The sequence below is a fragment of the Streptomyces sp. CC224B genome, from assembly GCF_030010595.1.
Lineage (GTDB): Bacteria > Actinomycetota > Actinomycetes > Streptomycetales > Streptomycetaceae > Streptomyces > Streptomyces longispororuber.
This window is the reverse complement of the sequence record NZ_JASCXL010000008.1, coordinates 70,488-92,457: the sequence shown is the minus strand read 5'-3', so window position 1 is coordinate 92,457 and position 21,970 is coordinate 70,488. Positions and strand designations below refer to the sequence as shown.

Annotated in this window: 20 protein-coding genes, 1 tRNA gene, 1 pseudogene and 1 riboswitch; of the genes and pseudogenes, 14 read left to right on the top strand and 8 right to left on the bottom strand. The window is 74.2% G+C overall.

The window, feature by feature from the left end; translation table 11 throughout:
• Nucleotides 1-9: 9 nt before the first annotated feature.
• Both QK440_RS05390 and QK440_RS05385 read right to left on the bottom strand, forming a co-directional pair.
• Nucleotides 10-492: a heme-degrading domain-containing protein gene (locus QK440_RS05390; RefSeq protein WP_282791794.1), complete on the bottom strand. Its 483-nt coding sequence runs from the start codon at nt 490-492 to the stop codon at nt 10-12.
• The gene (locus QK440_RS05385) at nt 489-1,565 is read right to left on the bottom strand and encodes a Gfo/Idh/MocA family oxidoreductase (RefSeq protein ID WP_282791793.1); all 1,077 of its coding nucleotides are present in this window, start codon (nt 1,563-1,565) and stop codon (nt 489-491) included. The genes QK440_RS05390 and QK440_RS05385 overlap by 4 nt, the downstream gene beginning before the upstream one ends.
• Before the next feature lie 182 nt (nt 1,566-1,747).
• On the opposite strand from QK440_RS05385, the gene QK440_RS05380 reads away from it, so the two are divergent.
• From QK440_RS05380 to QK440_RS05320, 13 genes and pseudogenes are all read left to right on the top strand, one after another.
• Nucleotides 1,748-3,016 (top strand): ROK family transcriptional regulator, encoded by a 1,269-nt coding sequence (locus QK440_RS05380; protein ID WP_282791823.1) that lies wholly within the window; start codon nt 1,748-1,750, stop codon nt 3,014-3,016.
• Between the two features lie 70 nt (nt 3,017-3,086).
• Nucleotides 3,087-3,215 (top strand): annotated as a pseudogene (locus tag QK440_RS05375) (ROK family transcriptional regulator); the annotation flags it as partial.
• A 208-nt stretch (nt 3,216-3,423) separates the two neighbouring features.
• Complete coding sequence (locus tag QK440_RS05370) at nt 3,424-4,239, top strand: hypothetical protein (protein WP_282791792.1); 816 nt, start codon at nt 3,424-3,426, stop codon at nt 4,237-4,239.
• 299 nt (nt 4,240-4,538) lie between these two features.
• Nucleotides 4,539-5,324 (top strand): GntR family transcriptional regulator, encoded by a 786-nt coding sequence (locus tag QK440_RS05365; RefSeq protein WP_282791791.1) that lies wholly within the window; start codon nt 4,539-4,541, stop codon nt 5,322-5,324.
• A gap of 140 nt (nt 5,325-5,464) precedes the next feature.
• Entirely contained in the window at nt 5,465-6,586 is a 1,122-nt protein-coding gene (locus QK440_RS05360; protein WP_282791790.1) for a TIGR03364 family FAD-dependent oxidoreductase, read from the top strand.
• Complete coding sequence (locus QK440_RS05355; protein ID WP_282791789.1) at nt 6,580-7,290, top strand: phosphonatase-like hydrolase; 711 nt, start codon at nt 6,580-6,582, stop codon at nt 7,288-7,290. The genes QK440_RS05360 and QK440_RS05355 overlap by 7 nt, the downstream gene beginning before the upstream one ends.
• The gene (locus tag QK440_RS05350) at nt 7,287-8,348 is read left to right on the top strand and encodes an ABC transporter ATP-binding protein (protein ID WP_282791788.1); all 1,062 of its coding nucleotides are present in this window, start codon (nt 7,287-7,289) and stop codon (nt 8,346-8,348) included. The genes QK440_RS05355 and QK440_RS05350 overlap by 4 nt, the downstream gene beginning before the upstream one ends.
• A 169-nt stretch (nt 8,349-8,517) precedes the next feature.
• Nucleotides 8,518-9,336, top strand: coding sequence for a 2-aminoethylphosphonate ABC transporter permease subunit (locus QK440_RS05345; RefSeq protein WP_282791787.1), 819 nt, complete (start codon nt 8,518-8,520; stop codon nt 9,334-9,336).
• Entirely contained in the window at nt 9,323-10,120 is a 798-nt protein-coding gene (locus QK440_RS05340) for an ABC transporter permease subunit (RefSeq protein WP_282791786.1), read from the top strand. The genes QK440_RS05345 and QK440_RS05340 overlap by 14 nt, the downstream gene beginning before the upstream one ends.
• 47 nt (nt 10,121-10,167) lie before the next feature.
• Complete coding sequence (locus tag QK440_RS05335; protein ID WP_282791785.1) at nt 10,168-11,235, top strand: 2-aminoethylphosphonate ABC transporter substrate-binding protein; 1,068 nt, start codon at nt 10,168-10,170, stop codon at nt 11,233-11,235.
• A gap of 173 nt (nt 11,236-11,408) precedes the next feature.
• Nucleotides 11,409-12,188 (top strand): HAD-IIA family hydrolase, encoded by a 780-nt coding sequence (locus tag QK440_RS05330; protein WP_282791784.1) that lies wholly within the window; start codon nt 11,409-11,411, stop codon nt 12,186-12,188.
• A gap of 116 nt (nt 12,189-12,304) precedes the next feature.
• Complete coding sequence (locus tag QK440_RS05325) at nt 12,305-12,853, top strand: hypothetical protein (RefSeq protein ID WP_282791783.1); 549 nt, start codon at nt 12,305-12,307, stop codon at nt 12,851-12,853.
• A 2-nt stretch (nt 12,854-12,855) separates the two neighbouring features.
• Complete coding sequence (locus QK440_RS05320) at nt 12,856-13,539, top strand: class F sortase (protein WP_282791782.1); 684 nt, start codon at nt 12,856-12,858, stop codon at nt 13,537-13,539.
• A gap of 110 nt (nt 13,540-13,649) precedes the next feature.
• On the opposite strand, the gene QK440_RS05315 is transcribed toward QK440_RS05320, so the two are convergent.
• Entirely contained in the window at nt 13,650-14,435 is a 786-nt protein-coding gene (locus QK440_RS05315; protein ID WP_282791781.1) for a CbtA family protein, read from the bottom strand.
• Between the two features lie 86 nt (nt 14,436-14,521).
• On the bottom strand, nt 14,522-14,749 hold the full coding sequence (locus QK440_RS05310) for a CbtB-domain containing protein (protein WP_282791780.1): 228 nt from the start codon (nt 14,747-14,749) through the stop codon (nt 14,522-14,524).
• A gap of 32 nt (nt 14,750-14,781) precedes the next feature.
• A riboswitch (cobalamin riboswitch) is annotated at nt 14,782-14,906 on the bottom strand.
• 482 nt (nt 14,907-15,388) lie between these two features.
• Between QK440_RS05310 and QK440_RS05305 the strand changes: the two genes are divergently transcribed.
• Nucleotides 15,389-16,438 (top strand): glycoside hydrolase family 6 protein, encoded by a 1,050-nt coding sequence (locus QK440_RS05305; protein WP_282791779.1) that lies wholly within the window; start codon nt 15,389-15,391, stop codon nt 16,436-16,438.
• Between the two features lie 216 nt (nt 16,439-16,654).
• Here QK440_RS05305 and QK440_RS05300 read toward each other — a convergent pair whose 3' ends face one another.
• From QK440_RS05300 to QK440_RS05285, 4 genes are all read right to left on the bottom strand, one after another.
• Nucleotides 16,655-18,592 carry a kelch motif-containing protein gene (locus QK440_RS05300; RefSeq protein WP_282791778.1) on the bottom strand — a complete coding sequence of 646 codons (1,938 nt, stop codon included), beginning with the start codon at nt 18,590-18,592 and terminating at the stop codon, nt 16,655-16,657.
• On the bottom strand, nt 18,589-20,553 hold the full coding sequence (locus QK440_RS05295) for a cellulose synthase catalytic subunit (protein WP_282791777.1): 1,965 nt from the start codon (nt 20,551-20,553) through the stop codon (nt 18,589-18,591). Before QK440_RS05295 ends, QK440_RS05300 begins: the two co-directional genes overlap by 4 nt.
• A 326-nt stretch (nt 20,554-20,879) precedes the next feature.
• Nucleotides 20,880-21,593 (bottom strand): FadR/GntR family transcriptional regulator, encoded by a 714-nt coding sequence (locus QK440_RS05290; RefSeq protein ID WP_282791776.1) that lies wholly within the window; start codon nt 21,591-21,593, stop codon nt 20,880-20,882.
• 202 nt (nt 21,594-21,795) lie between these two features.
• Nucleotides 21,796-21,869, bottom strand: a tRNA-Lys gene (locus QK440_RS05285).
• Nucleotides 21,870-21,970 lie beyond the last annotated feature (101 nt).

The window sequence follows — 21,970 nt, the reverse complement described above, 5'->3', positions numbered from 1 at the left end:
CCGTAGGCGTCAGGACGCGGTGAACCGCTCCAGGGCCTCTACCACCAGCGCGTGATCCGCGACCTGGGGCAGGCCCGAGACGGTCACCGCGCCGACGACGCCCGCGCCCTCGACCCTGATCGGGAACGAGCCGCCGTGCGCGGCGTACCGGTCGGGGTCGAGGCGCGAGGAGTCCTCGAACGTCGTGCCCTTGGCGCGGAACCTGCTGCCCACCAGGTACGACGACGAGCCGTAGCGCTCGACGACGCGGCGCTTGCGGTCGATCCAGGCGTCGTTGTCCGGAGCCGATCCGGGCAGCGCCGCGTGGAAGAGCTGCTGGCCGCCGCGCCGGATGTCGACCGCGACCGGCGCGCCGCGCTCGCGGGCCAGCTCCACCAGGAGGCAGCCGAGCGCCCACGCGTCGTCGTACGTGAACCGGGGCAGGGTCAGGCGCCGCTCCTGCTCCTCCAGTTCCTCGACGGAAGGGGCGGCGGGCGTCGCCGGGCGCGTCACAGGTCCACCGCCACGCCCTCGCGGGCCGAGCGGCGCGCGGCCTCCAGGACGTCCAGCGCGGCGGCGGCCTCGTGCGCGGTGACGGGGTTGTCGCCCTCGCCGCGCAGGGCCGCGGCCACCGCCGCGTAGTACGCGGGGTAATCGCCCGGCAGCGTGGGCACGGGGCGCCCGCCGCCGGTCAGCGGGGACTCGCCGGAGCCGAGGCGGCCCCACATGCTCTCGGGCTCCGTGCCCCAGGACTCCGCCCCGCCGGGCCGCCGGCCCTCGCGCAGCGCGGCCTCCTGCGGGTCCAGGCCGTACTTCACGTAGCCCGCGGTCGAGCCGAGCGCCCGGAAGCGCGGGCCGAGCTGGGCGGCCGTGGCGCTGACGTACAGGTGGGAGCGGACGCCGCTCGCGTGGGTGACCGCGATGAAGGTGTCGTCGTCGGCCTCGGCGCCGGCGCGGCGGACGTCCGCCTCCGCGTACACGCGCGTGGCCGGGCCGAACAGCACCAGGGCCTGGTCGACGACGTGGCTGCCCAGGTCGTACAGGAGGCCGCCGATCTCCTCGGGGTCGCCGGACTCGCGCCAGCCGCCCTTGGGCCGCGGGCGCCACCGCTCGAAGCGGGACTCGAAGCGCCACACCTCGCCCAGCGCGCCGTCGGTGATCAGCTCGCGCAGCGTACGGAAGTCGTTGTCCCAGCGGCGGTTCTGGAAGACGGACAGGAGCAGACCGCGCTCCTCGGCGAGGGCCGCGAGGCCCCTGGCCTCGGCGGCGGTGGCCGCGAGCGGCTTGTCCACGACGACCGGCAGGCCCGCCTTGAGCGCGGCGGTCGCGAGCGGCACGTGCGTCTTGTTCGGCGACGCGATCACGACGAGGTCGAGGTCGTCGGCGCGGTCCCACAGCTCGTCCGCGGAGGCCACCGTGCGCGCGGCGCCCGCCGCGCGCGCCGCGGCCTGGCGGTCGGCGTTCGACGTGACGACCGTGTCGAGCGCGAGGCCGTCGGCGGCCGCGATCAGCGGGGCGTGGAAGACGGAGCCCGCGAGGCCGTACCCGATGAGGCCGACGCGGAGGTCGTTCTTGCCTTGAGTCATGCGACCCACTTTGGCAACGCGGTTGCCAAAGTGCAAGCGGCGGTGACAATGGAGAGGTGAACAGGGGCGTCGGTACGGGTGTGAGCAGGGGTCCGGACAGGGGTCCGGGCGGGAGCGACGGGGATGGTGCCGGGGTGCGCGCCCGGCCGCCGCGGGGACGCAACGCGGCGGTCGTGCTCGACCTGCTGCGCGTGGCCGGGGACGAGGGGGTGAGCCGCCTGGAGCTGGCGGAGCGGGCCGGGCTGACCCCGCAGGGCGTCAGCAAGATCGTGGCGCGGCTGCGGGCGGAGGGCCTGGTCACGGACGCCGGCCGGCGGGCGTCCACCGGCGGCAAACCGGCGACCGTACTGCGCCTGGTGCCCGGCGCGGGGGGCGCGGTGGGGGTCCATCTGGAACGGGACGCGCTGGTGGCCGTGGTGGTGGACCTGGCGGGCCGGGTGGTGGCCGAACGGCGCACGGCGGTGGACTTCGGGGCCGGGGTGGAGGCGGTGGTGGAACTGGTGGCCCGGGAGGTGCGGTTGCTGGCGGGGGGCGCCTTGGCGGGGGGTGGCCCGGTGGAGGGTGCCTCGGTGGGGGGTGGCCTGATGGGTGCTTCGGTGTCGGGCGCTTCGGTGTCGGGCGCTGCGGCGGAGGGTGCTTCGGCGGAGACCGGCCAGGCCGAAGCCGCCCCGGCGAAAGCCACCCCCGCCCCGGCCGCCCCGTTGGGCGACGCCCCAGGGGCCTCTCCCGCCGCAGGCCGGGAAGCCCACGTGCCCGGAGCCGGGCAGCCGGAAGGGTTCCCGGTCGCCGTGCTCGGGGTCGGGGTGGCCCTGCCCGGCCCCCTGGACCATGAGCGGGGCGTGCTGCACCGCGTCACCGGCTACCCGGCGTGGGACGGCTACCCCCTGCGGGACGCGCTCGCGGCGCGGCTCGGGCTGCCCGTCGTCGTGGACAAGGACACCAACGCCGCCGCGCTCGGGCTCGCGCTGAGCGGCGGCGGCGCGGAGTCGTTCGCCTATCTGCACCTGGGCACCGGGCTCGGCGCGGGGCTCGTGCTCGGCGGCGGGCTCCACCGGGGCGCCCGTACCGGCGCGGGGGAGTTCGGCCACCACGTGGTGCTCCTGGACGGGCCCGCGTGCGAGTGCGGCGACCGGGGCTGTCTGGAGGCGCTGTGTCTGGCCGCCGTGGCGCGCGGCGACCTGGACGAGGCCGCGCGCGTGCTCGGCACCGGCGCGGGCAACCTGGTCGCGCTCCTCGACATCGACCGGGTCCTGCTCGGCGGCCGCACGGTGGCCGCGGCCGGGGACGTCTTCGTCCGCGGGGTCGCGGCCGTCGTTGCCGCGCGCACCCGCCGGGAGGGCGCGCGTACGGGGGTCGGTGTCGCGCTCGCGCCCGGTGGGGAGCGCTCGGTCGCCGAGGGCGCCGCGCAGTTGGTTCTGGCGCCTCTGTTCGGCCGGGCGGACGGGGTCTGACCGCGCGGCGGGGTGCGGTCCGATCGGCCGCTCGGGGTCGGCCCGCACCGGTGGTGGTGGCGCGGTAGCGCGCGCCCACCGGGAGGGCGCGCGTACGGAAGTCGGGGTCGCGCTCGCGCCTGGTGGGGAGCGCTTGGTCGCCGAGGGTGCCGCGCAGTTGGTTCTGGCGCCTCTGTTCGGCCGGGCGGATGGGGGCTGAGCGCGCGGTGGGGTGCGGTCCGATGGGCCGTTCGGGGGTATTCCGGCGGACAATCGGCCCGCACGGGTGGTGGCGGCCGCACGGCGGTGCGCGCGCGTGGCAAGGTCTCGGCCACGACCTGTTGCCTCCCGGCGGGGCAACAGGGCCCGACCGGGCGTGAGTTCGACCCGCGCCCACTCCGCCCCGCCCTGTTGAGCAAAGGTCCCGCATGCGACTTCGCTGCCGTCTGGCCACAGGCCTCACCGCCGCGGCCGCCGCGCTCGTACCCGCCGCGGCCGTGGCCGCCGCGAACCCCCCGCCGTGGGGCGGCGTACAGCAGGCGGACCGCCTCCGGCCCGCCGAACTGCCCGAGCGCGCCCGGGACCACGGCCCCGCCCGGCCCGCCGGTCACGCCGGACCGGCGGGCCGCGACGCCGCCTGCTCCGCCCTCGCCCCGGCCGACTTCCCCGTCGCCGCCCGCGTCCGCAAGGGCCCCGACGTCTACGAGGCGGGCGGCGGGCACGGCCGCTGGTCGCTCCGGCTCGTCAACACCGCCGCCCGCCCCTGCGACCGCGTCCACCCCGTCGTCGTCCTCGTCGACCGGAAGGGGCGGCTGCGGCCCGGGCAGGTGCGGCTGGGGTTCCGCGCCGAGGGCCGCTGGCACCCCGTGGACTTCGAGGACGGCGGGCGCGGGGAGACGGTCGGGGTGCTCGGCGACGGGACCGGCGGGTTCACCGTCCGGCCCGGCGGCGCGGTGACCGTCCCGGTGCGGCTCGCCTTCACCTCCGACACCACGCCCGACCGCGTCGTGGCGAGCGCCGCCGTCGTGCAGCGCCGCGGCGACGACGGCGACTGGGTGGGGGAGTCCGACGACTATCCGTTCGACATCGCCGGGTACGGCGGCTCCGCGTGGCCGTACCCGGGCGAACTCGCCCAGACCGGCCCGCGCTTCCTGCGCGGGCTCGGGGTCACCGCCGGCGCCCTCCTCCTCGCCGGCGGTGCCCTGGTGGCGGGGGCCCGGCGCCTTCGGGCCCGAGGGCGCTGACACCGCCGCTCCCGCCACCCGCCGGACAGGGCCGGGCCCGCGCTGGACGGCGGCACGGGCCCGGCCCTCCCGGCCCTCCCGGCCCGGCCCCCCGGCCCGGCCTTCCTCCCCGACTTTCCGGCTCCTCGCCCCCGGCCCGCCCCGTCCGCCCCCCACCGCCCCCGCACCGCCCGGCCGTTGACCGCCGGCCCCGCCCGGCCCGCGCACCCCCACGCGTCCCGCGCCGCGTTCGTCCCGCGTTCGTCCCGTGTCCCGTCCTGTGTCCCGTCCCGCCGTCCGGCCGTGCGACGATCCCCCTCGTGGACCACCAGGAGAACACCGCCGCCGCCCCGGCCCACCTGCGGAACCAGGTGCCCGGCGCCCCCGTTCGCTCCGGCATCCCCGAGCACGGCCGCATCCCCAAGTACTACGCCGTCAAGGCCCGTATCGCCGAACTCGTCGAGGAGTTGGGCGTCGGCCGGGCCCTGCCCACCGAGCGGGACCTCGCCGAGCGGTACGAGGTGGCGCGCGAGACCGTGCGCCAGGCGCTGCGCGAGCTGCTGCTCGAAGGCAGGCTGCGCCGGCAGGGGCGCGGCACGGTCGTCGCGGGGCCCAAACTGGAGCAGCCGCTGTCCCTCGCGAGCTACACCGAGGGCGTGCGCCGGCAGGGCCGCACCCCCGGCCGCACCCTCATCTCGCTCGACCGCTTCCCCTGCCCGGCCGCCCTCGCCGACGCCATCGGGGCCGCGCCCGGCGAGCCGGCCTGGCACATGGAGCGCGTGCTGCTCGCCGACGACGAGCGGGTGGGCCTGGAAAGCACGTACGTCTCCGTGGCGCGGGTGCCGCGCCTCGACACGGACTTCGACCCCGACTCGTCCTTCTACGCGTATCTGCGCGACGGCCTGGGCATCGCCTTCGGCGACGCGGACGAACGGATCGAGACCGTGCTGGCCACCCCGCGCGAGGCCCTGCTCATCGGCACGCCGCCCGCCCTGCCGATGCTGCTGCTGCACCGGATGTCGCGCGACACCGAGGGCCGGCCCCTGGAGCGGGTGCGGACGCTGTACCGGGGTGACCGCTTCTCGTTCACGACGCATCTCGGCTGAAACCGCCTCCTTCCGGGCGCCGAAGGCCTCCGATTCGGTTACGGGAAAATAACGGGTCTAGTCCAAGCTTGCGCGGCCGTTCACGCTTTGGTTGCCGCCCGGCCGCCGCCGGGTCACTCGCCGAAAGGAGCGTTGCCGCCGTGAGAGTCATCGTCGTAGGAGCAGGCGTGGTGGGCACCATGCACGCCTGGCACGCAGTGGAGCGCGGCCACGAGGTCGTACAGATCGAGCGCGAGAGCGAGGCCCGGGGGGCCTCGCTGCGCAACTTCGGGCAGATATGGGTCAGCGGCCGCGCCGCCGGTGCCGAGCTGGACACGGCGCTGCGCGCCCGCGCGCTGTGGGAGGAGATCGGCGCCCGCGTCCCGGGCCTCGGCTTCCGCGCCAACGGCTCGCTGACCCTGGTGCGCACCGAGCGGGAGCGCGCCGTCGCCGAGGCCGCGTGCGCCCGCCCCGACGCCGCCGCCCGCGGCTACAAGCTGCTCGCCGCCGAGGAGGCCCGCGCGGTCAACCCGGCGCTGCGCGGCGAGTTCACCGCCGCCCTGTGGTGCGAGCGGGACGCCGCCGTCGAGCCGCGCACCGCCCAGCTCCGGCTGCGCGAGGAGCTGCTCAGGTCCCCGCGCTACACCTTCCTGCCCGGTCGCGAGGTCCGCGACGTCGTCGGGCCCGCCGCCGTGCGCGACGACCACGGCGCGGTGCACTCCGGCGACGCGGTCGTGCTGTGCACCGGCGCCTGGCTCGGCGGCCTCGTGCGCGAGCTGGCGCCCGAGCTGCCCGTGCGCCGCGTACGGCTGCAGATGATGCAGACCGACCCGCTGGGCGAGCCGCTCACCACGTCCGTCGCCGACGCCGACAGCTTCCGCTACTACCCGGCGTACCGGTCGCCGGAGCTGGACGCGCTCAACGCCGGGCAGGCGCAGACCCCGACCGCCGCCGCGCACAGGATGCAGCTGCTCATGGTGCAGCGCGCGGACGGCGGCCTGACCATCGGCGACACCCACGAGTACGAGCACCCCTTCGCCTTCGACACGGTCGAGGACCCCTACGACCACCTCACCGAGGTCGTCGAGGGCTTCCTCGGGCGCCCGCTGCCGAAGGTCCGCCGCCGCTGGGCGGGCGTGTACGCGCAGTGCGTCGACACCAGCCGGGTCGTGCACCGTGAGCGGGTGCGCGACGGGGTGTGGCTGGTCACCGGGCCCGGCGGGCGCGGCATGACGTGCTCGCCCGCGATCGCCGAGGACACCGCGAACGAGCTGGGATGGTGAGGGAATTGACCACGCGTACGCACATCAGGCTCGCCGTGCTCGACATGGCAGGGACCACCGTCGCCGACGGCGGCCTGGTCGAGCGGGCCTTCGCCGCGGCCGCCCGGGAGCTGGGCGTCGAGCCCGGCTCCGCGGACCACGCGGCCAAGCTCGACCACGTCCGCGCCACCATGGGCGAGTCCAAGATCTCCGTCTTCCGGTACCTCTTCGGCGCCGAGGACCTCGCCCGGCGGGCCAACGCCGCCTTCGAGAAGGCGTACGGGGAACTCGTCGACGGCGGGCTCGTCGCCCCGGTCGACGGCGCCCGCGAGGCCATCGAGGAACTCCGGGCCGACGGCCGCACGGTCGTCCTGACCACCGGCTTCGCCCGCGTCACCCAGGACGCCATCCTGGCCGCCCTCGGCTGGCGGGACCTGGCCGACCTCACCCTGTGCCCCGCCGACGCGGGCGGGCGCGGGCGGCCCTACCCGGACCTGGTGCTCGCCGCGTTCCTGCGCACCCGCGCCGCCGACTCCGTACGCGAGGTCGCCGTCGCCGGGGACACCGCGTACGACATGCGCAGCGGGGTCCGGGCCGGTGCCGGGGTCGTCGCGGGCGTCCTCACCGGGGCGCACGACCGCGCCGCGCTGACGGACGCCGGGGCCACGCACGTGCTGCCGTCGGTCGCGGACCTGCCCGCCCTGCTCCGGGACGCGACGGCATGAACAGCGGCATCCGGTTCGACTCCGTGACGGTCACGTACGGCGGGCACGGCGGGCACACCGCGCTCGACGCCCTCGACCTGACCGTCGAGCCCGGCGAGGTCATGGCGCTGCTGGGGCCGTCCGGCTCCGGCAAGACCACCGCGCTGCGGGCCGTCGCGGGCTTCGTGCGGCCCGCGTCGGGGCGGGTGTTCATCGGTGACCGGGACGTGACCGCGCTGCCGCCGCACCGGCGCGGCATCGGCATGGTCGTCCAGCAGTACGCGCTCTTCCCGCACCTGCGGGTCGACGAGAACGTGGCGTTCGGCCTGAAGGCGCAGAAGGCCCCCAAGGCCGACATCCCGGGGCGCGTCGCCGACGCCCTGGAGATGGTCGGCATGGGCGCGTACGCCAAGCGGTACCCGCGCGAGCTGTCCGGCGGGCAGCAGCAGCGCGTCGCCATCGCGCGGGCCCTCGCCATCCGGCCCGGCGTGCTCCTCCTGGACGAGCCGCTGTCCGCGCTCGACGCGCAGCTCCGCTCCGGGATGCTTGCCGAACTCGCCCGGCTGCACCGGGAGCTGCCCGACGTCTCGATCCTGTACGTCACCCACGACCAGGTCGAGGCGCTGACCCTGGCCGACCGGATCGCCGTCATGGACCGGGCGCGGCTCCAGGACTGCGGGACGCCGCAGGAGCTGTACCGCAGGCCGCGCACGGAGTTCACGGCCTCGTTCGTGGGCAACGCGAACCTGCTGCCGGTGGCCGTGGGCGAGGGGACCGTCTCCCTCGGCGGGGCCGAGCTGAAGGTCGCCACCGACGGGGCGGCGGCCGGGGCCGCGGCCACGCTGTGCGTACGACCGCACCTGGTGGGGCTCGGGCCGGGGCCCAACGCCCTGACCGGGCGCGTCACGGAGGTGCAGTGGCGGGGGGCCACGCACCGGCTGTTCGTGGAGGTGGCGGGGCACGTGGTGAAGGCCGACGTGCGGGAGCTGCGGCAGCCGCCCCCGCTGGGGGAGGAGGTCGTGCTGCACTTCGCTCCGGAGGACGGGGTGCTGCTCGCCGCGGGGGTGCGGGATGGGTAGGCCCGCTGAGCGCCTGGTGAACGGCGGGGCGGCACCGAGGGCTGTGCCCACCCGTCCCCAAGCTCTCGATCCCGCTCGAGCAGGGGAGACCCCACTCGCCCAGCGGGACGACTGCCCACAGCGGGAACAGCGCGAGCAGCGGGACGATGGCCCGGAGCGAGTACGCCGAGTGCCCGCGCTCTTCTGGGCCCTCCCTCCCCTCGCCCTGCTCGGGCTCGTGTTCCTCTATCCCCTCGCCCTCGTCGTGCAGCAGTCCGTGCGGCCCGACTCCGGGGGGACCTCGCTGGAGCCGTACGCCGACGTGTTCGGGTCCGCGGCCTTCCGGGACGCGCTCGGGACCACCGTGTGGCTGGCCGTGGGGGCGACCGTCGGGTGCCTGGTGCTCGGGTTCACGCTCGCGCTGGTCATCGCGTTCGTGCCGTTCCCCGGCGGGAAGGCCGTGGCCCGGTTCGTCGACGTCTTCCTGTCCTTCCCGTCCTTCCTGATCACGCTCGCCCTGCTGTTCATCTACGGCACCAAGGGCATGGCCAACGGCCTGTGGACGGACGCGACCGGGAGCACGGGCGACGGGCCCTTCCAGTTCCTGACCACGCCGTGGGGCGTGCTGCTCGCCGAGATCACGTACTTCACGCCGTTCGTGATGCGGCCGCTGCTCGCCGCCTTCTCGCAGCTCGACACCGCCCAGCTCGAAGTGGCCTCCAGCCTCGGCGCGCGGCCCGCGCGGATCGTGCGGCGCGTGATCCTGCCGGAGGCGCTGCCCGCCCTCGCGGCGGGCGGCAGCCTCGTCCTGGTGATGTGCCTGAACGAGTTCGGCATCGTGCTCTTCACCGGCGCCAAGGGCGTGACCACGCTGCCGACGCTCGTCTACGGCAAGGCCATGCTCGAGTCCGACTACCCGGCGGCGTGCGTCGTCGCCGTCGTCAACATCGCGATCTCCGTGGGCCTGTACGGCCTGTACCGGGTGGTGAGCCGTCGTGTTGGTGCATAGCCGCAAGGGCAAGTGGGCGCTGTGGGCGGTGTTCGCCGTCCTGTTCCTGCCGGTCTTCGCGCTGCCGCTCGCCGTCATCGTCATGGCGTCGTTCGCCGGGCACTGGTCGGGGGCCTTCCCGTCCGCGTTCACCGGCGAGCACTACGAGGCCGCCACCCGGGGCGAGTCCCTGGACGCCCTGACCACCAGCCTGCTCACGGCGCTCGGCGCGAGCCTGATCGCGCTCGCCGCGGGCACCTGGGCGGCGCTCGCCGCCTCCCGGCTCGGCAAGGGCGGCAAGCGGGTCCTCGACGCGCTGTTCATGCTGCCCGTCGCCGTGCCGTCGGTGGTCGTCGGGCTCGCGCTGCTCGTCGCCTTCAGCAAGCCGCCGGTGATCCTCAACGGCACGTCCACCCTCGTCGTCCTCGCGCACGCCGTCCTCGTCACGGCGTTCGCCTACCAGTCCGTCTCCGCCGCCGTCCGCCGCCTCGACCCGGCGTACGAGCAGGCCGCCGCGTCCCTCGGCGCCCGGCCCGCGTACGTCCTGTGGCGGGTCAAGCTGCCCCTGCTCCTGCCGTCCCTGACGGCGGCGGCAGGGCTGTGCTTCGCCCTGTCCATGGGCGAGCTGAGCGCCACGGTGATGCTCTACCCGCCGGACTGGACCCCGCTGCCCGTGCGGATCTACGCCGCCACCGACCGGGGCGCCGCCTTCACCGGGGCCGCCCTCGCCGTGGTCCTCATGGCGGCGACGCTGCTCGTCCTGTTCGCCGTCTCCCGCGTCCGCACCAGGGCCTCGTACCGCTGACCGCCCCTCCCTTCCACGCTGGTTGTCCGTAAGGAGTACGACACGTCATGTCCCGCCACGTCCCCGTCCGGGCGCTCGCCGCCCTCGGCGGCTGCGCCCTGCTCGCCACCGCCCTCACCGCCTGCGGCGGCTCCACCGACCCCGACGCCAAGGTCGTCACCGTCTACAGCGCCGACGGCCTCAAGGGCGAGAACGGCGACGGCTGGTACGACAGGGTCTTCAAGGACTTCGAGAACAAGACCGGCATCGAGGTCAAGTACGTGGAGGGCGGCTCCGGCGAGATGGTGCAGCGCGCCGTCCGCGAGAAGTCCCACACGCAGGCCGACGTCCTCGTCACCCTGCCGCCGTTCATCCAGCAGGCCGACGCCAAGGGCCTGTTGCAGGCGTACGAACCCGAGGGCTCCGCGCAGGTCGACGGCGCGAACAAGGCCCCCGACGGCAAGTGGACCGCCGTCGTCAACAACTACTTCGGCTTCATCTACAACAAGAAGGAGCTGACGGGCGCCAAGGCCCCCAAGACCTGGGACGAGCTGACCGGCGGCGCGTACAGGAACAAGCTCCAGTACTCCACGCCCGGTGTCGCGGGCGACGGCACGGCCGTGCTGATCAAGGCCATGCACGACTTCGGCGGCAAGGAGCCCGCCATGAAGTACCTGGGGAAGCTCCAGGCGAACAACGTCGGCCCGTCCGCCTCCACCGGCAAGCTCGCCCCCAAGGTCGACAAGGGCGAACTCCTCGTGGCCAACGGCGACGTGCAGATGAACTTCGCCCAGTCCAAGGACATGCCGAACCTCGGCATCTGGTTCCCGGCGAAGCAGGGCAAGAAGCCCACCACCTTCGCGCTGCCGTACGCCGCGGGCCTGGTGCACAAGGCCCCGCACGAGGCCAACGCCAAGAAGTTCCTCGACTACCTGCTCAGCCGGCAGGCGCAGCGGCAGGTCAGCGAGATCGGCGGCGGCTTCGCGGCCCGCAAGGACGTCAAGGCCACCGACGCGAACGCGATCGCCCTGGACAGGCTCATGGACGGCGTGGAGGTCTTCGAGCCGGACTGGGCCGACATCTCCGAGAACCTCACCTCCTACGTGGACGCCTGGAAGTCCGCCACCGGGAGCTGACCCGGGCGCGCGGGAGCCCCCGGCACCGGGGCCCCGGTGATCGGATCCGCCGGTGATCGCCGGGGTCCCGGGCACGCCGCCGTGACTAGGCTGGGGGCGTCGGCACAGCGTCGTTCCGGCGCCCCACCAGCCGCTTGCTTCACGGCAGACCGCAGACCGCAGGAGTGCACCGCATGGCAGAGCGCAAGCCCATCGAATCGTGGCTCACCGACATGGACGGCGTGCTCATCCACGAAGGCGTGCCGATCCCGGGCGCCGACGCCTTCATCAAGAAGCTCCGGGACTCCGGCCGGCCCTTCCTCGTGCTCACCAACAACTCCATCTACACCGCGCGCGACCTCCAGGCCCGGCTGACGCGCATGGGCCTGGAGGTGCCGGTCGCGAACATCTGGACGTCCGCGCTCGCCACCGCCCGGTTCCTCGACGACCAGCGGCCGGGCGGCACGGCGTACGTGATCGGCGAGGCGGGCCTGACCACCGCCCTGCACGACATCGGGTACGTGCTCACCGACCACGCGCCGGACTACGTGGTGCTCGGCGAGACCCGGACGTACTCCTTCGAGGCCATGACGAAGGCCGTGCGGCTCATCAACGACGGCGCCCGGTTCATCTGCACCAACCCCGACGAGACCGGCCCGTCCACGGAGGGGCCGCTGCCCGCGACGGGGGCCGTGGCCGCCCTCATCACCAAGGCGACCGGCAAGCAGCCGTACTTCGCGGGCAAGCCCAACCCCCTGATGATGCGGACCGGGCTGAACGCCATCGGGGCGCACTCCGAGACCAGCGCGATGATCGGCGACCGGATGGACACGGACGTCCTCGCCGGTCTGGAGGCGGGTATGGAGACGTTCCTGGTGCTGACCGGCCTGACGACCCGCGCCGACATCGACCGCTACCCCTACCGGCCGTCCAGGGTCGTGGACTCGATCGCCGACCTCGTCGACCGGATCTGACCCTCCTGACCTGCGGCGTCGTGAGCGGGACCGCGCCCCGGCCCGGCACCGCCCGGCTGCCCACGAGATGCGGGATGCCGCCTTACGCGTGAATCTGCTGGTACAGGAGGTTCACCATGCGTATATGTTCGCTTGCCGTGCGTGGCGCGGGGGCCCTGGCTCTCGCGGGCGCGCTCGCGGGGGTGCAGGGCGGGGCCGTCGCGCACGACCAGTCGCAGGTCAGGGCGCAGGTGTCGCCGGAAGCCGCCGTACCGGGCGAGCAGGTCGAGGTGCGGGTCTCGGGGTGCCGGGGGACGACCGGGTCGGCGGGGTCCGGCGCGTTCACCAAGGACGCCGAGCTGACGGGCAGCGGCAGCGGGAAGACGCTGTCCGGCTCCACCCGCGTCAAGGCGGGGCTCACGGGCACCTACGAGATCACGGTGATCTGCGACGGGCACCCGCACCAGGGCGTCGGCACCGTGCGGGTCGGCGGCGGCCAGGACCGGGCGACGCCGCAGGCACCCGTACGGGCCGGAGGCGGCGGCACCGCGCACCTGCAGCCCACGGCCGCGGTCGCCGAGGGGACCGGCCCGGGCACCCGGCACGCGGTCGTCGGCCTGGTGCTCGCCGGCGCCGCCGCCGTCGCCGTGGCCCTCCGCAGCGTCCGCCGGCACCGCTCGGACTGACCATGAGCGGGCCCGAGCCCGGCAGCGGCAGGGGCACGCACGGCACGAGCCGTCTCGTCATGGGGCTGGCGTGGGCCGTGCTGCTGGTGGGCCTGTGGCTGTGGGGCAACGAGATCACCGATGTGCGCGGCGGCCTGTCCGACCCCACCACCGGCGACGTCGCCGCCGTCGGCCGCCCCGCCGGGGTCGAGCTGCCGGCCCCGCGCGAGCCGCTGCCCGCCGCCCGGCCCCTGCGCGTGGACGTACCCGCGCTCGGCGTGCGGGCCCCGGTGGTGGCGCGCGGCCTGGACGCGGACGGCGCCATAGACCCGCCGTCGTACGCGCGGCCGGGAGTCGTCGGCTGGTACGGCGGCGGGGTGCGGCCCGGGGCCGCCGGGGTCGCGCTGTTCGTCGGGCACGTGGACACCGAGAGCAGGCCCGCCGTCTTCTACCACCTCAGCGCGGTCCGCCCGGGCCAGCAGGTGGGGGTGGTGCGCGACGACGGGTCGGTCGCCGAGTTCACGGTGGACGACGTACGGGTGCTCAGCAGGGAGGACTTCGACGCCGGGGCGGCGTACGGCCCCCGCGAGCGGGGCCGCGCCGAGATCCGCCTCATCACCTGCGGCGGCAGCTTCGACCGCGCGAGCCGCACGTACTCGGCGAACGTGGTCGTCTCCGCCTACCTGACGGGGGTGGCGGGGCCGTAGCAGGCCGGGGCGAGGCCGCGGGCGGCCGGGGCGGTCCGGACGGGCGGGACGGCCGGGGCCCGGTGACCGGTGACCGCGGACCGGTCGCCGCGCCCCGGCCGCCCGGCGCGCTAGCCCTCCCGCGCGGCCGCGCCGCCGCGGACGGCGCGCAGGCCGAGGCCGCCGAAGACGGCCGCGAACACCGCCCACAGCACGACGTGCGAGGCGAGCGACAGCACCCGGAAGTCCCACAGCAGCGTCGCGTCGACCGGCACCGGGTCCGGGTTGTCCGGCAGCGTCCACAGCAGCGCGAGGACGGCGACCGCCGTGCCCGCCGCCGCGAGCTGCCGCACCGGCTGCGGCCGCGCGGCGAGGCGTACGTACACCTGCCACACCAGGAACATGCCGAGCACGCCGATCACGACCGCCGCCAGCCACATCGTCTGGCGGTCGCCCACGGTGCCGGAGTCGCCGACGCCCGGCGGGTTCGCCGGGTAGCGCAGGGCCGGGAAGAGGGAGACCGCGAGGAACGCGGCGGCGCAGAACGCGAGCGCTCTCGGCCAGGGCGCGGCGCGCGGGTCGCGCCGGTGCACCAGCGCGTACGCGACGGCGCACAGCACGCCGATCGCCAGGCCCGCGACGACCAGCGCGACCACCAGGCCCGCGTGCTGGGTCGAGCGCGAGAACAGCTCCTCGTGGTGCTGCACGGCGTTCGCGGCGGCCGCGTCGTCGTGGGCGTGGGCCTGCGAGCGGGCCTCCTCGGCGCGGATCGCCCTGTCCATCAGGGGCTCGGCGAGCAGCAGCGAGAAGAGCCCGGCGGCGAGCCCGCCCAGGCCCCCGGCCGCGAGACCGCGGCCGAGCAGCGACAGGACGGGGGAGGAGGCCACGGGGGAGGCGGCCGGGGAGTCAGGGGACATCGGGGAACGGGGAGCGGTCGGGGAGTTCGGGGACGGGGAGGAAGAAACGTGGTGCGGGGACGCGGTCATGGCGGACGCGGCCCCGATCAGTGGCAGGGGGCACCGAAGAGGTGCCGGCCGTCGTGGGCGAACTCGTGGAGGTAGTCGCCGGTCGCCGAGATCAGCGAACCGTTGTCCATGAAGACGGCGTACAGGGCGATCAGCGCGAGGATCACGGCCCCCGCCGCCAGCAGCCAGTCGCGGGTCCCGAGGGTCGCGGACCGTATCGCGGCGGTGTCGGTGTGTGAAGCGGTGTGCGCGGGCGCAGCAGACATACCGGGCTCTCCTTCTGGGGTTTCCACGCCCCATGGCAGGAGGACGACGGGGTCAGTTCCTGACTTCCCCACGCCCGAGCGTGGGGTCACAGTGGCGGGACCGTCCCGGAGTCACACCGGGTTCCTGGCGACCGTCGCCTCGACGTATGGACTTGTCGCCCGGAGAGTCGCAGGTGGTCATGGACACTGTCAACCAAAGGCCGCGCCCGGAGCCGGGCGCGCGCGGAGGGCGTACGCCCTCCGTCGACGGGCACCACCTGACCCGGTCAACGACCCGCTCCCCCCGGAGTCGCCGACCGGGCCGGTCCTCCCGTCGCGCACGCTCGAGCTGCGGGAGAAACCCGGCGTCGGCGCGGGGAGGCTTCGGATGGTCCGTCGGTCGTGGAGTGGCGCGCGCACATCCCGCAACGCCCCGGCGCGCGCGACAGCGCGCGCGGACCGGGATGCGCACCTCCGGCCGGGGGCTTGGGCCGTGCCTACGACTTTAGAGCGCGCGGCCGCGTCGGCCTAGGCAAGTTTGACGCCAACTGGCATGTGTGCAAGGGGAGATGGTCCCCCGGCCGGTACGTCACGGTCTCGTGGGATTGCGCAGGGTTGTGCCACGATTGAGCCACGGAACGTGCACCCGAGGGGGAGTGGATGTACCGCAACAAGGCAGGTCGCGGGCGGGGTGCCGCGGCCAGGGGGGTGCCGGTGGCGGCAGTGCTCGCGGGGGCCGCGCTGCTGCTCTCGGGGTGCTCGTCCGACGGCGGCGGCGACGGGGACGGCGACCGGGACCGCACGACCCGCCCGGTGGGGCAGCGGCCCGCGGACACCGGCCCGTTCTGGGTCAACCCCGAGGGGAGCGCGGCCCGGCAGGCCGCCGCGTACGAGAAGGACGGCAGGAAGGACGAGGCGGCGCAGATCCGCAAGATCGCCGAGCAGCCCGTCGGCGAGTGGATCGGGCCGGACCGGCCCGAGGAGGAGGCGCGCGGCCTCACCGAGGCCGCCGAGAAGGCCGGCCGGGACGCGCTGCTCGTCCTCTACAACATCCCGCACCGCGACTGCGGCCAGTTCTCCCGGGGCGGCGCCGCCGACGGCGACGCCTACCGCGCGTGGATCGACGGCGTCGCCCGGGGCATCGGCGACCGGCGCGCCACGGTCGTCCTGGAGCCGGACGCCGTCCTGCACATGGTCGACCGGTGCACCCCCGAGCAGTTCCACGAGGAGCGCTACGCCGCCCTGCGGGGCGCCGTCGAGACGCTCACCGCGCTGAAGAACACCAAGGTCTACCTGGACGCGGGCAACGCGGGCTGGTCGCACCCGGACGCCCTGCACGAGCCGCTGCGGCGCTCCGGGGCCGAGCGGGCCGACGGCTTCGCGGTGAACGTCTCCAACTTCCAGACCACCGAGGCCAGCGAGGCGTACGGCAAGAGGCTGTCGGCCGGGCTGGGCGGCAAGCCGTTCGTCGTCGACACGAGCCGCAACGGCCGCGGGCCCTACACCGGCGGGGGCAAGGACCCCTGGTGCAACCCCCCTGGCCGGGGCCTGGGCGAGGCGCCCACCACCAGGACCGGGGACCCGCAGGTCGCCGCGTACCTCTGGGTCAAGCGGCCCGGGGAGTCCGACGGCACGTGTCGCGGGGGGCCGCGGGCCGGGCAGTGGTGGCCCGAGTACGCACTCGGGCTCGCGCGAAGGAGCGCCCTGTAGGGGAGCGCCCTGCAGGGGCGCGGGGACCTGCGCGAGCAATTGGGGACGTGCCGCAGACGCGTCTGGTGGGTGTGTCGGCAGACGCGTCTGCGGGCTCGTCGTGGCTGGTCGCGCAGTTCCTCGCGCCCCTGGGGAGACTGGCCTCGGGGCATCGGTAGCGCATGGGCCTGGCTCGGGTGGCCTTGCCTGTTGGTGTGCGCCCCGGGGGAGCTGGCCTCAGGGCACCCGGAGCCAGCGGGCCTTGCTCGGGACGCCCTTCTCGTTGGTCACGAAGAGCATGTACCAGCCCGACTCCACCAGGGCGCGGTTCTTCGGCACGGTGACCGTGAGGCCCGTCGGGGACTTCTTCAGGCCGAGGGCGATCGACGTCTGGTCGATGTCCGTGACGTGGGTGGTGGCGGAGGGCCGGATGAGGCGGGCCCTCTTGACGGAGGGGGCGTCCTTCGTGGGGAACGTGCCGGACGCGCCCCGCTTCAGGGTCCTGGGCCCCGCCCCGAGCGCGGGCCGGTCGCCGCGGTACAGGTACGGCGGCGTGTAGATCTCCATCCGCTGCTCGAAGCGGCCCGGCTTCGAGTCCGCCGCGTCCCCGTACAGCGGGTCGGAGCCGAAGAACAGCACGCGGCCGTCGGGCAGCAGGAGCGAGCCCGCATGGTAGTTGCGGCCCACGTGCGGGTCGGCGACCTTCTCGAAGGTGTTCTCGCGCGGGTCGTACAGGCGCGCCTCGCGGATGTCGGAGCCGCCGCGGCCGCGGTAGTCCTCGGAGCCGCCGGAGACCAGGACGGAGTCGTCGGGCAGGATCGACGTCTGCGGGTAGCGGGTGCCCTTGTCCAGTTCGGGCCCGTCCACGAAGCGCGGGCGGGCCGCCCGCAGGTCGACGACGCGGGTCTTCTTCGAGGCCTTCCTGGACTCGCCGACGCCGCCCCCGCCGACGACCAGGTAGCGCTGGTCCTGGGCGGGTGGCAGCTCGACCGTGGCGGAGGTCTCCAGGAGGTGCGGGTCGCTCATGCCGGGGATCTTCCGGAACGTGTTCGTCCGCAGGTTCCAGACGCCGGGGTCGCGGCCGACGTCGTCGGGGCCGTAGCCCGCGTTGGAGCCGGAGTAGAAGAGCCTGCCGTCCGCCATCTGGAAGACCGCCGGGTAGGTCGGGAACTGGCGGACCTTCCTGGTGTACGCCCACTTCCTGGTCCTCGGGTCGTACACCTCGTTCTTGCCGGGGACGAGCTGGCCGATCTCGTCCAGGCCGGACAGGGAGAGCACCCTGCCGTCGGCGAGCGTGGTCAGCGTCGGGTACCAGCGCGCCTCGTTCATCGGGTCGACCTTGACGTACCGCTCGGCGACCGGGTCGAACTCGAAGGCGTCCTTGATGCCCTGGAAGTCCTTCTTGTCGAGGGCGAGCTTCTGCGCGATGCCGTACGTGTTGCGGGCGTCGGCGCCGGTGAGGCCGCGCACGCGGTAGTTGTCCTGCGTACCGGTCTCGTACCGCGCGCCGCTCCGCTGCGCCTCGACGTAGATGCGGCCGAGCCCCGGGTCGTTGCGCAGGAACCTCCCCGTCCGCCTGTCGAAGACCTTCCGCGCGCGCTCGACGACGACCGGGTCCTTCGACACGAACGTCCTGCCGTTCGTCCTTCCGGTGAACAGGGTGCCCGCGGGCAGCGTGATCGGCTTGTCCGGGTTCTCGTTGTGCACGATCATCAGGCCGCCGGCCTTGGTGACGTCCCCCTTCAGCTTCTCGTACCGCTTGGTGCCGCCCGCGATGAGCAGCCTGCCGTCGGCGAGCTGGGTGTGGCCGGTGCAGAACAGGTCCGTGGGCGTCGGGACCCGCTTGACGGTGTTCTTCTCCGGGTCCCACAGCCGGGTGTCGAACCTCTTGGCGTCGAAGTTCTCCTGGTCGTTCCCCGAGCCCGCCACCAGCAGGACCTTGCCGGTGTGCAGCAGGGACGCGTGGATGGTGTTCTGCCGGTACTCCTCGGGGAGTTCGACGACCTTCCAGTGGCCGTTCTCCGCCTTGTACTCCGGCCGGTTGATCCTGTACTCGTGGTACTTCCCGGAGCCGACGCGCCACAGCCAGGGGCCGTTCAGGCCGGCCAGTACCAGGACCACCGCGGTGCCCAGGGCGATGCGCCGGGCCCGGCGGCGCCGTGAGGGGTCGGTCATGTCTCGTGGCTCCCCGCGGTCTGCATGGTGTCACCGTGCGCGGCGCCCGGGGGCGGCGCGGGGTGCGCGGTCCAGCTCGGCCTCTGCTGCGGCGCGTGCGGCGCGGGGCGCGTGAACTGCCGTACCGGCAGGCCCTGCTGGTCCGGTGCGTGCCGGGGCTCCGCGGGCGCCGGCGGCGGCTGCGCCCCCTCCCGGTGCGTGCCGTACCACCAGAGGAAGATCGGCGCGGCCGTGACGAGCAGCGCGAACGTGGCCCAGACGACCATCGCCGGGTGCGCGTGGCCGTAGGTGTACGCCGCGGCGACGGAGCCGCCGAAGACCGCGACGAAGAACAGGTGGACGCGGAACGTGCCGAACAGCGTGTCCGGGCTCGTCGAGTCGCCCTTGGGCGTCACCACGAACGAGGACTTGCGGCGCAGCGCGGCGTCCAGCAGGGAGCGCGCGTAGATCGGCGCCGACAGGGCCGACATCACCATGCCCGCGACGCCGCCGGAGCCCTCGGGCTCGTGCGGCGACACGTTGTGCCGGCGGTTCCAGACGTACAGGCCGATCTGGAGCGCCGAGGCGTTGCCGTACAGCATGAGCCAGATGACCGGGTCGATGTTCACGCCGGACGCGCCGAGGCCGAGGAAGAGGGCGCAGCTCAGCGCGGCCAGGATCCAGTTGAGGGCGGACATCGGGTAGAAGATGACCATCATCGTGTAGTTGAGGAGCCGTCCCGGGGGCAGCGAGAACGGCGCCTTCCAGAACTGCTTCAGGATCGTCTCGTACGTGCCGCGCGACCAGCGGAGCTGCTGGGTGAAGAAGTCCGTCCAGGCGCCCGGCCCCTCGCCCACGGCCAGGACGTCCGGGGTGTAGACCGACTTCCACTTGCGGCCCGTGGCCGGGTTGCGGTGCCGGTGGATCTCGAAGCCCGTCGCCATGTCCTCGGTGATCGAGTCGTACAGGCCGCCGACCTGCTTCAGGGCCCGGATGCGGACGGCGTTGCTGGTGCCGACGAACATGGGCGCGCCGTAGGCGTTGCCCGCGCGCTGGATCAGGGCGTGGAAGAGGAACTGCTGGGACTCGGCGGCCTTGGTGACGAACGTGTCGTAGTTGCCGTAGACCTGCGGGCCGATGACGAAGCCGACGTCCGGGTCGCGGAAGAAGCCGAGCATCCGCTCCAGGTAGTTGGGCATCGGCACGTGGTCGGTGTCGACGGAGGCGAAGTAGTCGTAGGCGTCGCCGTGCGCGTCGAGCCAGGCGTTGTAGTTGCCGTGCTTGGTCCTGGCGCGGTGCGGGCCCTTGGGCCGGTTCCACCGCGCGACGCCCTTGCGGGTGAAGTGGTGCACGCCCAGGCGCGCGCAGACCGCCTTGACCTCCGGGTCGTCGCCCTCGTCGAGCAGCCACACGTGCAGCGTCCCGCGGTGGCGCAGCCCGACCGCGGCCTCCAGCGTCCTGGTGACCATCCCGATCGGCTCCTTGCCGGGCACGAACGAGGTGAGGAACGCGACGCGGGTGCCGGTCTCGGGCACCACGGGCACGGGGTCGCGGGCGACGAGCGTGGCGTGCGCGTTCGACACGACGTTCATGCAGCGGAAGAACTCGATCAGGCCGATCGAGACGAGCATGACGGTGTCGAGCACGGGCAGGAAGGCGTACTCCGGGTGGTCGCGCTCCGTCCAGTGCTCGGGCTGGAGCAGCCAGCCGAGCAGGACGAGGGAGAGCAGCGGGGCGGCGCCGAGCATCAGGGCGGCACGTATCCGGTGCGGCTCCTGGGACAGCAGGGAGCGGTACCGGACCGTGTAGGGCTCGGCCGGGTCGGGCTGGGTGAGGGGTCCGGCGAGTCTGCTGTAGTGCTCGTAGTCGTAGCGCGGCAGGGACTTCTTGAGGCGTCTCAGGCCGCCCGTGCGCGTGAGCGCGTGCGACGAGGTGGTCCGCGATCCGTCCCCGTTCCGGTCACCCGACGGCGTCGACGTCATGAGTCATCCCCCCGCACGCGGCCCCCCGCGTCATCGTCGGTCCCCGCCCGCCCCGGCTCCCCTCGGCCCGCGCGGGCGCGTCACGTGGTGGGCCGCCCCCGCCGACAGCGAAAGGTGGCCTTCCGGTTGCATGAATGCCCCCGTCGGCATCCGTTCATGAACGCGGGGACCCCCTGTCCCGGCGCTCAGGAGGGCTCTCGTCGCGCGGACGGTGTCTCTTCCCCCCACTGCCCCGTGCCGCGCGCCCCGTGAGAGCCGAGGCTCCCGCGAGCCTCACGTCAGGGTTCTATGCGCCCTTGCATGATCGCAAGAGCGAATCAAGCGCCTTACCGGTCATATGTGGGGCGGGGGACCGCTGCTGTGGCGGGGGCGCTCAAACGGGTACGAATGTTGCCGAAGTGCTCGCGTATGGCGCGCTCGGCCCGTACGACGTCCGAGGAGCGCACCGCGTCGAGGATCTCGCGGTGCTGCCGGCAGGTGACCCTCGGGTCCTGCGGTACGTCGACGAGGTCGGTGCGGACCTTGTGGAAGGCGTCCCAGAAGGCCTCCAGGACCTCGCCGAGGAGCTGGTTGCCGAGGCAGCGGTAGAGCGTGGCGTGAAACGCGCGGTCGGTCTCGGCCCGCACCTCGCCGCCGGGCCCGGCGGCCTCGGCGTCCATGCGGTCCACGAGGGCGTCGAGTTCGGCCAGGTCGGCGGGCGGCAGCGAGCCCGCGAGGCGCGCGATGAGCCCGGTCTCGACGGCCTCGCGCAGCTCCAGGAGCTGGAGCAGGCTGTCCTCGCCGCGGTAGTGGCCCGCGACGGTGCGGAAGGTGAGGCCCTCGATCATCGGGGCCATCGACATCGGCCCGACGTAGGTGCCGAAGCCGTGGCGGATCTCGACGATGCCCATGGCCTGGAGCGCCTTGAGCGCCTCGCGCACCGAGTTCCGGCTCACGCCGAGGCGCTCCATCAGCTCCGGCTCGGTGGGCAGCACGGAGCCGGAGGGCAGCCGCTGGTCGATGATGAGCTTCTTGATCCGCTCCTGGATGTCCCGCGCCATGGCGCAACCGTAGCGGTCGCCTTTGTCGACAGGGAGACGCCGGGGAGATGGGGGGTGGGCTGCGGGGAGGGGCCGGGGCGGGTGTGGGTGTCGCGCCGTGTGTGGGTGTCGCGCTGTGTGTGGGTGCCCCTCCGGGCTGGGTGCCGTCCGGTGGGGCACAGCGAAAAGGCCCTCCGTCGGAACGGAGGGCCTTCGCTGTCGGTGCGCCGCCAGGGACTCGAACCCCGGACCCGCTGATTAAGAGTCAGCTGCTCTAACCAACTGAGCTAGCGGCGCCTGCTGACCTGGATAACTCTACCGGACGTCGGAGGGTGCTCCTGACCACCCGGCCGCGCGGAGGGGCGGGGTGGCCGGGCGTACGGCGGATTCCAGTGGAT

Bases quoted from the DNA above. Each gene is read 5' to 3' on its own strand.
- QK440_RS05385 (WP_282791793.1), bottom strand. From the start codon at position 1,565: ATGACTCAAGGCAAGAACGACCTCCGCGTCGGCCTCATCGGGTACGGC.
- QK440_RS05370 (WP_282791792.1), top strand. From the start codon at position 3,424: ATGCGACTTCGCTGCCGTCTGGCCACAGGCCTCACCGCCGCGGCCGCC.
- QK440_RS05355 (WP_282791789.1), top strand. From the start codon at position 6,580: ATGGTGAGGGAATTGACCACGCGTACGCACATCAGGCTCGCCGTGCTC.
- QK440_RS05350 (WP_282791788.1), top strand. From the start codon at position 7,287: ATGAACAGCGGCATCCGGTTCGACTCCGTGACGGTCACGTACGGCGGG.
- QK440_RS05335 (WP_282791785.1), top strand. From the start codon at position 10,168: ATGTCCCGCCACGTCCCCGTCCGGGCGCTCGCCGCCCTCGGCGGCTGC.
- QK440_RS05330 (WP_282791784.1), top strand. From the start codon at position 11,409: ATGGCAGAGCGCAAGCCCATCGAATCGTGGCTCACCGACATGGACGGC.
- QK440_RS05325 (WP_282791783.1), top strand. From the start codon at position 12,305: ATGCGTATATGTTCGCTTGCCGTGCGTGGCGCGGGGGCCCTGGCTCTC.
- QK440_RS05320 (WP_282791782.1), top strand. From the start codon at position 12,856: ATGAGCGGGCCCGAGCCCGGCAGCGGCAGGGGCACGCACGGCACGAGC.
- QK440_RS05315 (WP_282791781.1), bottom strand. From the start codon at position 14,435: ATGTCCCCTGACTCCCCGGCCGCCTCCCCCGTGGCCTCCTCCCCCGTC.
- QK440_RS05310 (WP_282791780.1), bottom strand. From the start codon at position 14,749: ATGTCTGCTGCGCCCGCGCACACCGCTTCACACACCGACACCGCCGCG.
- QK440_RS05305 (WP_282791779.1), top strand. From the start codon at position 15,389: ATGTACCGCAACAAGGCAGGTCGCGGGCGGGGTGCCGCGGCCAGGGGG.
- QK440_RS05300 (WP_282791778.1), bottom strand. From the start codon at position 18,592: ATGACCGACCCCTCACGGCGCCGCCGGGCCCGGCGCATCGCCCTGGGC.
- QK440_RS05295 (WP_282791777.1), bottom strand. From the start codon at position 20,553: ATGACGTCGACGCCGTCGGGTGACCGGAACGGGGACGGATCGCGGACC.
- QK440_RS05290 (WP_282791776.1), bottom strand. From the start codon at position 21,593: ATGGCGCGGGACATCCAGGAGCGGATCAAGAAGCTCATCATCGACCAG.